The 11,071-nt window shown below is 56.1% G+C and carries 11 protein-coding genes and 1 pseudogene; 10 read left to right on the plus strand and 2 right to left on the minus strand.

Annotated elements, in window-relative coordinates; all coding sequences use genetic code 11:
• Positions 1-8: 8 nt before the first annotated feature.
• Positions 9-494 carry a GNAT family N-acetyltransferase gene (locus WCC56_RS18955; RefSeq protein ID WP_424693886.1) on the plus strand — a complete coding sequence of 162 codons (486 nt, stop codon included), beginning with the start codon at positions 9-11 and terminating at the stop codon, positions 492-494.
• A gap of 140 nt (positions 495-634) precedes the next feature.
• Here the strand turns inward: WCC56_RS18955 and WCC56_RS18960 are convergent, their stop codons facing one another.
• Positions 635-1,321 carry a B3/B4 domain-containing protein gene (locus WCC56_RS18960; protein ID WP_424693876.1) on the minus strand — a complete coding sequence of 229 codons (687 nt, stop codon included), beginning with the start codon at positions 1,319-1,321 and terminating at the stop codon, positions 635-637.
• Between the two features lie 43 nt (positions 1,322-1,364).
• Between WCC56_RS18960 and WCC56_RS18965 the strand changes: the two genes are divergently transcribed.
• A complete protein-coding gene (locus WCC56_RS18965) occupies positions 1,365-1,967 on the plus strand; it encodes a helix-turn-helix domain-containing protein (RefSeq protein ID WP_424693877.1) in 603 nt (200 codons plus the stop codon).
• 15 nt (positions 1,968-1,982) lie between these two features.
• Here WCC56_RS18965 and WCC56_RS18970 read toward each other — a convergent pair.
• Positions 1,983-2,078: pseudogene (locus tag WCC56_RS18970) on the minus strand (type II toxin-antitoxin system VapB family antitoxin); the annotation flags it as partial.
• Between the two features lie 295 nt (positions 2,079-2,373).
• On the opposite strand from WCC56_RS18970, the gene WCC56_RS18975 reads away from it, so the two are divergent.
• From WCC56_RS18975 to WCC56_RS19010, 8 genes are all read left to right on the plus strand, one after another.
• On the plus strand, positions 2,374-3,093 hold the full coding sequence (locus WCC56_RS18975; protein WP_424693878.1) for a FadR/GntR family transcriptional regulator: 720 nt from the start codon (positions 2,374-2,376) through the stop codon (positions 3,091-3,093).
• Positions 3,090-4,094, plus strand: a complete 1,005-nt coding sequence (locus tag WCC56_RS18980; RefSeq protein ID WP_424693879.1) for an ABC transporter ATP-binding protein — start codon at positions 3,090-3,092, stop codon at positions 4,092-4,094. The genes WCC56_RS18975 and WCC56_RS18980 overlap by 4 nt, the downstream gene beginning before the upstream one ends.
• Entirely contained in the window at positions 4,091-5,182 is a 1,092-nt protein-coding gene (locus WCC56_RS18985) for an ABC transporter ATP-binding protein (protein ID WP_424693880.1), read from the plus strand. The genes WCC56_RS18980 and WCC56_RS18985 overlap by 4 nt, the downstream gene beginning before the upstream one ends.
• Positions 5,179-6,693, plus strand: a complete 1,515-nt coding sequence (locus tag WCC56_RS18990; RefSeq protein ID WP_424693881.1) for an ABC transporter substrate-binding protein — start codon at positions 5,179-5,181, stop codon at positions 6,691-6,693. Before WCC56_RS18985 ends, WCC56_RS18990 begins: the two co-directional genes overlap by 4 nt.
• Before the next feature lie 14 nt (positions 6,694-6,707).
• Positions 6,708-7,649: an ABC transporter permease gene (locus WCC56_RS18995; RefSeq protein WP_424693882.1), complete on the plus strand. Its 942-nt coding sequence runs from the start codon at positions 6,708-6,710 to the stop codon at positions 7,647-7,649.
• 2 nt (positions 7,650-7,651) lie between these two features.
• Positions 7,652-8,527 carry an ABC transporter permease gene (locus WCC56_RS19000; RefSeq protein ID WP_424693883.1) on the plus strand — a complete coding sequence of 292 codons (876 nt, stop codon included), beginning with the start codon at positions 7,652-7,654 and terminating at the stop codon, positions 8,525-8,527.
• Positions 8,528-8,543: 16 nt separating this feature from the next.
• On the plus strand, positions 8,544-10,145 hold the full coding sequence (locus WCC56_RS19005; protein ID WP_424693884.1) for a gamma-glutamyltransferase family protein: 1,602 nt from the start codon (positions 8,544-8,546) through the stop codon (positions 10,143-10,145).
• A 141-nt stretch (positions 10,146-10,286) separates the two neighbouring features.
• The gene (locus WCC56_RS19010) at positions 10,287-11,003 is read left to right on the plus strand and encodes a DUF3053 domain-containing protein (RefSeq protein WP_424693885.1); all 717 of its coding nucleotides are present in this window, start codon (positions 10,287-10,289) and stop codon (positions 11,001-11,003) included.
• The last annotated feature ends 68 nt before the right edge of the window (positions 11,004-11,071 follow it).

Below are 11,071 nucleotides of genomic sequence, written 5' to 3' on the forward strand. Positions count from 1 at the left end.
GATGCTTTATGTTGGTCACACTCATCCTGCAGGATATCACCATGATAAAAATAGAGAAATCAGATCCGTTTTCTTCAGATTCCCTTCGCCTAATCGAATTGCTATCAGCAGAACTTGCCGCTATTACTGGTGATAATGGCAAAAGTCATTTCACTGTTGAAGCAATGAACAGTGAAAAAGCGTTATGGGTATTGGCAAAGAATGCCCATGGTGATGCGGTGGGATGCGGCGCTATTCGGCCATTAGCGCAAAATATAGCCGAGCTTAAAAGAATGTTTTCAGACCGAAGTGTCCCAGGCGTTGGTCGCGCTTTACTCACTTTTCTGGAAAACTCCGCCAAAGAGATGGGATATGTTGAGCTGAGGTTAGAAACCCGATATATCAACCATCGGGCCGTAAATTTTTACGAGAAAAATGGGTATGTCCGTATTGAGAATTATGGCCCCTACACAGGCAGAGAAGAGGCCGTCTGTTTCTCAAAAGTATTGTGCTGATGTGCTTCCACCGGCCCTTGGGAAAATTTTTTCCGAATTTACTGCCTCACCGTTCATCCACACCGCTGGCAGTAACAGCCGTTAACGGAAAAGAACAAAAGCCGGTGAACAGACCGTTTATATTGAATGATATGACAGTATTACGCTTCTATGAGAGCAATGTCGAACCGCAGACCCGGCATCATTTTTTCAAGGCCGTCAGTCAGCATCTTCCCGGCTTCGTGTAATTTCTTCAGGGGCATCTGCGGCAAGCTTTCCAGGATGAACCACATGTGCTGATTTTCCGCGCTTAAGCGGGATCTGATCCCCTGTCGCCAGTTCCAACGACGGCACGTCACTCCCAGATCATCACACCAGATCACTTCTCCACGTACAGGATATTCCACCGCAGGTTCACCCTCTTTAATGACATCAAAAGGCTCAGTGCCTTCTGCCACGATCAAACGTGGTGTCCCCTGGTAGGCAATAATATTTTCTCCACCCACAGGAACGGCATAGCGCAGACTAACGGCGTTATAGAGATCCACAATGGGATCGAGCGCCGGCATTGTGCCCTCACGAAGCACACGCTTACGCAGTGCATCAGCAGAACAGGGAGTGCGTTTTGGCTTGGCACCAAACCGCTGGAACACTTCAGCCCATGCGGCCAGATGAACTTCAGCCCATTCAGGAGCACCGGCCAAAACAGCTTCACAGGCTTCTTTCAGCGCCGTTTCTCCCACATCAGGATTCAGTAAAGGCGCAGCCTGTACAGAGATACTTAAGGCCCGAAAATCCGGGGCGATATCATAAACTTCTGGAGCAATTGACGGAGAGACTGTAATCACGGGATAATCCTGTAATGACCAATTTATCTCATGATATCGACCAATGACCAAAAAAGTCAATTTAGTGACCGATGCTGGTGCGGATGTTAGCACCGTAAACCACGCTGTCTCCCAGCGGATTAAGCTGTACCGTAAGCAAAAAAAATTGTCGCTTGATGAGTTATCCAGGCGGGCAAATATCAGTAAAGGCATGCTGGTCGAAATTGAGGGATGTAAGGCTAACCCGAGCATTGCCCTGCTGTGCCGACTTGGTGCTGCAATGGGGGTATCAGTGGCCGATTTTGTAGATGTGAGCATTAAGCCCGATGTTCACATTATTACTGAAGCGGAGATACCTGAACTCTGGAAAGGAGACAAGGGGGGAAGTGCCAGACTGCTTGCCGGTTCAGGTGGGCCGGACATGACCGAACTCTGGTTATGGGAAATGCTCCCCGGCGAGAAGTTTCATTCTTCGGGACATCCCTCTGGCACGCTGGAACTGCTTTACGTGCAGTCTGGGACGCTTACTCTGGGTGTTAAAGAGATTTTGTATAAGGTGAATAGCGGTTGTTCGGCTACAGCCAAAACGGATGTTCCGCATTTCTATGAAAATCAGGAAGAACACCCTCTTCATTTCATTATGACCGTGAACGAAAAAGCCTCCTGATGAGGTTCCCTACTAAATAATCTCCAGTTCACTCACCCCCGCAAAATCCAGATCGCGCGGCAGACGGATGGCGCGGTTATTACCGTTTTTAAAAATAGACACTGTTCGCAGGGTTTCTCCTCATATACCGGGTGTGCCCGTTTTATGCGCACAGGTAGCGTTGCCCTGCACCAAAATCAGGCACGCTTGTTAACAGTGGTCATGACCCTCCAAAAGCCCTGATTTTTTTAAATCCCCTCAAATTCAGATGATTAGCGCGATCTGACTCACAAATTAGCGAACCAATAAAAAATTGGTTCGGTTCTTGCCTACTTTAATGAAAGAGAGACTGAGCAAACCATCACCAGATGTGATGGAAAAGGCTCATATCAGCCCTTTTACTGATGAGTAAACAAGCGAACCAATTATGGGTGACACGCCAGAAACCGCCGTTAACTCCAGCTCCGCGCTGGAAAAGCTTCGCCAGCTGATCCAACAGCATGAGGTGCAGCCTGACCTGCCGCTACCCACCGAACGTGAGCTTGCGGAACGCTTTGCCGTCGGTCGCCGGGAAATTCGCCGCGCTTTGGATGTGCTTGAGGAAGAAGGCCGGATCTGGCGCAAACAGGGCAAAGGCACCTTTGTTGGCCCCGCTGCTCCTGTGCAGCCGCTGGTTCTGCAGGACTTGCCGCAGCAATCCAATCTGCTGGAAGTGATGGAAGCCCGTGTTCAGCTTGAGCCTGGGCTGGCACGAATGGCAGCGCTGCGAGCCAGTAATGAACAGATTGCTCTGCTCAAGCGGCTGCTGGAAAGAATGCACAGTATTACGCTCGGCGACGGCGATCAGCATGAGCTTTGGGACAGCGCCTTTCACCGTGCCATTGCAGAAGCAGCCGGAAACCGACTGATGCTTGGTTTGTTTGATGCCATCGATGCCGTGCGCCGCGAACCCAGCTGGCAGCATCTGCGCGTGCTGGCACGCACTCAGGACCGCCTGAACAACTACGACGACCATCATCAACGTCTGGTGCAGCACATCGCCGCACGCCAACCGCTTGAAGCAGCCGCAGCCATGCGTGAACACCTGTTGGCCCTGCAACAGGCGTTGATTGAAGCCATCAGCAGCGGCGACGAGGAGCAACCATGAGCCCTGAAAACCCTTCCCCGGTACTGGCCGTCAGCCAGCTCAATGTGCAGTTCAAAGGCTCGCCGGTTAGCGTGCTCGACAATATTTCGCTGGAGGTGCATGCCGGTGAAACGCTGGCGCTGGTGGGCGAATCCGGCTGCGGCAAAAGCATCACCTCACTGGCCTTGATGGGTCTGTTACCCAGCAGCGCAGAAGTGAAGCACGGCGGCATGTCCTTCCTCGAACAGAACCTGCTGACGTTGAGCCCACGTGATTACGCTGATATTCGTGGCAACCAGCTGGCGATGATTTTTCAGGAGCCGATGACCTCGCTCAATCCGGCTTTCACGCTGGGCGATCAGCTCAGTGAAGCGGTGATGCGCCACCGCAACGTCAACCGCCGTGAGGCAATGAAGGTCGCGCTGGACATTCTGGAGAAGGTGCAAATTCCTGCGCCTGAAATGCGGCTGAAAGCTTACCCTCACCAGCTTTCCGGCGGGATGCGTCAGCGCGTGATGATCGCCATGGCGCTGATCAACCACCCGAAACTGCTGATTGCCGATGAGCCAACCACCGCACTGGACGTGACCATTCAGGCGCAAATTCTGGCGCTGCTGAATACGCTGAAAGCCGAAACCGGCACGGCCGTATTGATGATCACCCACGACCTGGGCGTAGTGGCAGAAGTCGCCCAGCGCGTGGCGGTGATGTACGCCGGGCAAGTGGTGGAAACCGGCGATGTGGAGGAGATTTTCAACGACCCGCAGCACCCGTACACCATCGGACTGATGGGGTCGATTCCCAGCCTTGGTGCACGCAGTGCCTCACTGGCGACCATTCCGGGTACCGTCCCGCTACCTGAACAGATGCCCGCAGGCTGCCGTTTTGCTACCCGTTGCCCGTTTGCCGAAACCCGCTGCCATCAGCATAAACCCAGCCTGAAAGCCTTCGGTCCCCGTCATCAGGTGGCCTGCTTCCGCGCGCCGCTGGAACAGCACATCACGCTGGGAGAAATTGCATGAGTACGCCGATTCTGGAATGCACCGACCTGAGCAAAACCTTTGCCGGTCCTTCAAGCCTGTTTAAACGTATCCCGCAGGTCACAGCGGTCGATCGCATTTCGCTGCAAGTCATGCCTGGTGAGACGCTGGCGGTAGTTGGCGAGTCGGGTTCCGGTAAGTCTACCCTTGGCCGACTGCTGCTGCGCCTGCTTTCCCCGACTCAGGGACGGGTGTTTTATCAGGGTGAAGAGATTACCAAAGCCAGCGGCGCGCGCCTGAATCAGCTGCGCCGTGAACTGCAGATTATCTTCCAGGATCCATTTGCCTCTCTGAACCCAAGAATGAACGTTGAGAGCATTGTCGGTGAACCGATCTGGCTGCACGAGTCGCTAAGCAGCAGCCAACGTCAGGAAAAAGTGGCCGATCTGCTACAAACGGTCGGACTTCCTGCGGCCTGGTCACGCCGCTATCCTCACGAATTCTCCGGCGGCCAGCGTCAGCGTATCGGCATCGCGCGAGCGCTGGCATCCGGGCCAAAACTGCTGCTGGGCGATGAACCTGTTTCCGCGCTGGATGTCTCGGTACAGGCGCAGGTGGTCAACCTGCTGGAGAGCCTGAAACAGCAGTTTGGCCTGACGATGATCATCGTGGCTCACGGCCTGGCGGTGATCCGCCATATGAGCGACCGCGTGGCGGTGATGTATCTGGGGCAGATCGTTGAACTGGCGACGGTAGATGAAATATTCGATGCGCCGCTGCATCCCTACACTCAAGCGTTGATCGCCTCTGCTCCGCAGCTTACGCCTGGCGCAAACCGCCAAATCCCGATGCTGCAAGGTGATTTACCCAACCCTGCCAACCCACCAACCGGCTGCCGCTTTCACACCCGATGCCCACACGTTAGCGACGAATGTCGACTGGTTGAGCCCATTCACCAGATTTTACCAGGCGGACGCCAGATTGCCTGCCATCGCTGGCAGGAGATCAACCGCGACCGCAGCGTGATTACGATTGCTCCCCCTTCTTCCGCCTTTTTACAGCGTCGTGCGCTGTTTGAACAAGCGGTTAAACACCTTTCAATTACCTCTTCTGGAGAAGTGACGCGATGAAAGTACGCCACACGTTGTTGACCGCTTTTGGCGGCCTGATGCTGCTGGGCAGCCTGCAGGCTCAGGCAGAAAGTACCCTGAGGATTGGGCTGGGCGCTGACCCGGATATGCTCGACCCGCATCTGGCGCGCACTTATTACGGCCGCTTTGTCTTTGCTGCGATGTGCGACCGCCTGGTAGATGTGGATGAGAATCTGAAGGTGGTGCCAGGCCTGGCCACTGACTGGAAGTGGAGCGAAGACGGGAAAACGCTGACCATGAACCTGCGCCAGGGCGTGACGTTCCAGGACGGCGAGAAGTTTGATGCGGAAGCGGTGAAATACAACATCGATCGCGCACTGACGCTGCCAGGTTCGCTGCGGAAAAGCGAAATCTCCTCGATTGCTTCGGTCGAAGTGGCTTCTCCTTCGCAGGTTATTTTCCACCTTAAAAATGCCGATGCCGCCTTGCTTAGCCAGCTGACTGACCGTGCCGGTGCGATGCTGGCCCCGAAAGCAGCCGCCAAACCGGACTTTGCCACTCATCCAGTGTGCTCCGGCCCGTATGAGTTTGCCAGCCGGGTTCAGCAGGACCGTATCGTGCTGAAACGCTTTGAAAACTACTGGAACAAGTCGGCTTACCACTTCGACAAAGTCGTGTTCCTGCCGATCCCTGATGCGTCTGTGCGCCTGGCTAACCTGCGTTCTGGCGACCTGGATCTGACTGAAGGGATCGCCGCCAGCGATGTTAAGACCGTTCAGGCAGACAGCAAACTTGCCCTCGCCAAAACGACGGGTCTGGGTTATCAGGGCATTACCTTTAACATCGCTAACGGCAAAGTCGACCCGAACAATCCGTTCGCCAAAGATGCCCGCGTGCGTGAGGCCTTCTCCCTGGCGATCGATCGTGATGCGCTGAATCAGGTGGCGTTTGAAGGCTTATATACCCCAGCCAATCAGGCGTTTTCTCCGGTCAGTCCTTATCACGTCAAACTGCCGATCGCCCCTCGCGATGTCGAGAAAGCCAAAGCTCTGCTGGCCGCAGCCGGCGTGAAAACCCCGGTTAACGTCACGCTGCTGGTCACCAATAACCCCACTTCTCAGCAGGTGGGTCAGGTGATTCAGGCGATGGTTAGCGAAGCTGGCTTTAACGTGAATCTGCAGATGAGCGAGTTCGCTTCCCTGTTGGATCGCCAGCAGCGCGGTGACTATCAGCTCAGCCTTTCTGGCTGGTCTGGTCGCCCCGATCCGGACGGCAGCATCTTCTCGTTTATCAACAGCAAAGGCACCCTGAACGATGGCCGTTATACCAATCCGCTGGTGGATAGCTGGTTGACCGAAGCCCGCCAGACTAACGATCAGGCTACCCGCCAGGCGCTGTATGACAAAGTGGTGAAACAGCTGCAAACCGATATGCCGATTGCCTACCTCTACTTTGAGCCGCGCATCTTTGGCATGAATAAGAAACTGCAGGGCTTTAAAGCCTGGCCGGACGGGCTTGTGCGCCTGGCTGGCGTGAAGATGGCCCCGTAAGCCGGAGAGCGACAATGCTGGAATTGATCTGTAAACGCCTGCTGCTGGCGATCCCCACGCTGTTTCTGGTGAGCATTATGGTGTTCTCGCTGCAGAAGCTGCTGCCAGGTGACCCGGTGCTGGCGATGGCTGGGGAAGAGCGCGATCCGGCGGTGATTGCCCAACTGCGCGAGCAGTATCACCTGAATGACCCGCTGCCCACGCAGTACATCTACTGGCTGGGCAACGCCCTGCGCGGTGACCTTGGCACCTCTTTGCGAACTCAGGAGCCGGTCACCGCGCTGATCGCCAGCAAGCTGCCGGTCACGCTGGAATTATCGCTGCTGGCGATGATTGTGGCGCTGGTGGTCGGCATCAGCATGGGGATTATTGCCGCGGTGCGCAAAAACAGCTGGGTTGATCATACCACCAACTTTGTCGCGCTTTCGGGCATCTCGGTGCCGCACTTCTGGCTGGGGATCCTGCTGATTTTGCTGTTTTCGGTGCATCTTCAGTGGTTGCCAGCTTCCGGGTATGTTTCGCTCAGCGAGAGTGTGTCGCAGAACTTCAAAACGCTGCTGCTGCCCGCGTTGGTGCTTGGCACCGGGCTGGCAGCCACGTTGATGCGCCACACGCGAGCCTCAATGATCGCCGTTCTTAAAGCGGATTATATCCGCACGGCGAGAGCGAAAGGTTTGCTGCCGAAAAAGGTGATCCTAAAGCATGCTTTCCGTAATGCACTGGTGCCGGTCATCACGTTGACGACGCTGCTGTTCGGCGAGTTGCTGGGCGGCGCAGTGCTGACTGAGCAGGTCTTTACCCTGCCAGGCTTTGGCAAAATGATTGTTGATGCGGTGTTCAACCGGGATTACGCCGTCGTGCAGGGCGTGGTGCTGGTCGTGGCAATCGGCTTTCTGTTGCTGAACCTGCTGGCAGACGTGCTCTATATGCTGATTAACCCGAAAATGCGAGGCTGACGATGAGTGAAGTGCTGACTTCCGGCAGCGCCGCTGCGCTGCGCAAACCGACCAACCGCGTGCTGAAGAAGTTTCTCGGCAATAAAAGCGCGGTGATTGGGGCGGTAATTGTGATTTTCTTTGTGCTTCTCGCCCTTCTTGCGCCCTTGCTGGCACCGTTTGACCCGATCAAAGCCGATTTTATGGCCGTGCGTAAAGCGCCTTCAGCGCTGCACTGGCTGGGCACTGACGAACTGGGACGCGACCTCCTTTCCCGCCTGATTTGGGGGGCGCGGACGTCGCTGCTGGCTGGGTGTATCTCCGTGGTGATCGCCATTCTGATCGGCGTACCGCTGGGATTGATTGCCGGTTACTGGCAAGGGATGTGGGACGGCGTGATTTCGCGCTTTATCGAAGCCTTACTGGCCTGCCCGTTTCTGATCCTCGCGATCGCGCTTGGCGCTTTTCTTGGTCCAAGCCTGGGCAATGCGATGATCGCCATTGGTCTGTCGGCTATGCCAATTTTTGCCCGCCTGACGCGTGGCCAGGTGATCGCGATCCGCAATGAAGAGTACATCGAAGGCGCACGCGCTATCGGGCTGCCAGACCGCTGGATCGTGCTGCGCTATGTGCTGCCCAATGTGATGTCACCGATTCTGGTGCAGGCCACGCTGGCAATTGCTTCCGCCATTATTACCGAAGCCAGTCTGTCGTTCCTTGGCCTCGGTCAGCAGCCGCCCAATCCTTCCTGGGGCGCGATGCTGAATACCGCTAAAGGCTTCCTGGAGCAGGCTCCGTGGATGTCGATTTTCCCTGGCCTTGCCATTTTTCTTATCGTGCAGGGCTTCAATCTGCTTGGCGACGGACTGCGCGATGCGCTCGATCCGCGTAACGATTAATCCTTAAGGAACTGCTATGAGTGGAATCAGTGATTTTAACGTCGGCTACCCTTCATACCGCGCGCCAATGATGGGCCGCAATGCGGTGGCCGCTTCACAGCCGCTGGCGGCTCAGGCCGGGATCCGCATGCTGCAACTGGGCGGCAATGCGGTGGATGCGGCGATTGCTACGGCCATGGCGCTGACGGTGGTTGAGCCAACCGGCAACGGGATCGGCAGCGATGCGTTTGCCATTGTCTGGGACGGGAAAAAACTGCATGCGCTGAATGCGTCTGGCCGCGCGCCTGCCGCCTGGTCGCGGGAAACGTTCGCCCATCTGGACGCTATGCCGGAAATTGGCTGGGATGCGGTAACCGTACCAGGAGCCGTTTCGGCCTGGGTGGAGCTGGCTGAGAAATTTGGCACACTGCCACTGACCACGCTGGCACAGCCTGCTATCGAGTATGCGCGTAACGGCTTCCCTGTTTCGCCGCTGATCGGTCATCTTTGGGAACGGGGTTATAACAAACTGCGCGATCAGCCTGGTTTCAGCGCCTGCTTCGCGCCGGAAGGCCGCCCACCCAAAGTGGGTGAGCTGTTCCGCAATCCCGATCAGGCAGACACGCTGGAGAAAATCGCCGCCAGCAACGGAGAGTCTTTCTATCGCGGTGAACTGGCTGAGAAGATTGCTGCCTTTGCGAAAGAACACGGCGCATCATTGACCCTGGACGATCTGAAAAACCATCAAGCGGACTGGGTGGAGATGCTTTCTCGTCCGTTTGCCGGTGGCTCGGTTCAGGAGCTGCCGCCAAATGGCCAGGGCATCGCCACGCTGATGGCACTGGGCATTCTGGAGCAGTGGGACATTGGCCGTTATGAGCCGGATTCGTTGCCGTGGCTGCATCTGTCGATTGAAGCGATGAAGCTGGCGCTGGTCGATCTGGATCGGTATATCGCCGATGAAGATCATATGGAGTTCCCGGCGGAACTCCTGCTGAGCGACGACTACCTGAAAACCCGTGCAGCGCTGATCGACCCAACCAAAGCGGGTGACTTCACCTTTGGCGCACCTAAGCAGAGCGGCACGGTTTACCTCTCCACCGCCGATGCCAGCGGCATGATGGTGTCCTTTATTCAGTCGAACTATATGGGCTTTGGCTCTGGCGTGGTGGTGCCGGGCACCGGCATCAGCCTGCAAAACCGTGGCGCAGGCTTTGTGCTGGAAGAGCATCACCCGAACGTGGTGGCGGCAAACAAACGGGCCTTCCACACCATTATTCCAGCCTTTGCACTGGACGCTGAGGGCCAGCCGTTGATGTCGTTCGGCGTGATGGGCGGCCCGATGCAGGCTCAGGGTCATTTGCAGATGGCATTGCGCATCATGCTGGCAAAGCAGAATCCTCAGGCCGCGATCGATGCACCGCGATGGCGTGTGGTGGAAGGACGAGAAGTCAGCGTGGAACCGGCCATGGCGCTGAATACGATAGCCGCCCTGCGGGCAATGGGGCACAAGATTGTGGTGGAAGATCCGCTGCAGACTTATAACTTCGGCGGGGCTCAGGCCATCGTCCGTGACCCGCAAGGCTTCTACATTGCCGCCACCGAAAGTCGCAAAGACGGCCAGGCGCTGGTTTACTGACTCTCCCTGCCGGAAGTCAGAATTAATTCACCCTTCCGGCGCTCTTTTCCCTGTCCTCCCCGTCCCTTACGGACTATTCTTAGGTGCGGCGTTTGCCGCCCTCACTGCTTGCCAGCCCTACAATTACAGGAGTTACTTCCCATGACGACAGGAATCTTTCGCGTCTGCTCGCGTCTGTTAGTGCCTTTTGTGGCCCTATTTCTGGTCTTTCAACTGACTGGTTGCGGCGATAAAGAAGCCGACCAGCGCAAAGCCTTTATCGATTTCCTGCAGAATACCGTGATGCGCAGCGGCGAACACTTGCCGAGCCTTAGCGAAGATCAGAAGCAGAAATTCGGCAATTACGTCAGCGATTACGCCATCATTTATGGTTTCTCACAGCAGGTTAACCGCGCTGTGGATTCCGGTATGAAGCCGGTGGTGGATGAGCTTACCGCCATTCGCACCCCACAGGATTATCTGACCCACCGTGATGCGCTGCGCCAGGCCAGCGGATCGCTGGGCGTGCTGACTCAGCAAATCCAGGCGGCCAAAACGCAGGCAGACAGCAGCAAGGCCGCGCTGAAGCAGCCGGAAGAGCTGAAAACCGTGTATGACAACGTCTACAACAAAGTGGTGACTCAGCCTGCCAACTCGTTGCAGCCGCTGTTACCTGCGTTGCAGACGCTGAGCCAGGATGCGGTACAAACCGGCGACTTCCTGCAGCAGCAGGGCAGCAAAGTGACGTTTAACGGCCCGGCGATTCAGTTCCCTACTCAGCAGCAAGCCGAGCAGTACAATACGCTGATGCAAAACCTGTCTGCGAACGCTCAGGCGCTCGGTCAGGCGCAAAGCGCATTACAGGGTGGTTTCCAGTAAGCCGCCAGGCTTATTAACGGCAATCACTTCTGACTTATAAAGGGCGAGACTCTTCGCCCTTTATCCTG

The organism is Erwinia sp., from assembly GCF_049696395.1.
Classification (GTDB): Bacteria; Pseudomonadota; Gammaproteobacteria; order Enterobacterales; family Enterobacteriaceae; genus Erwinia.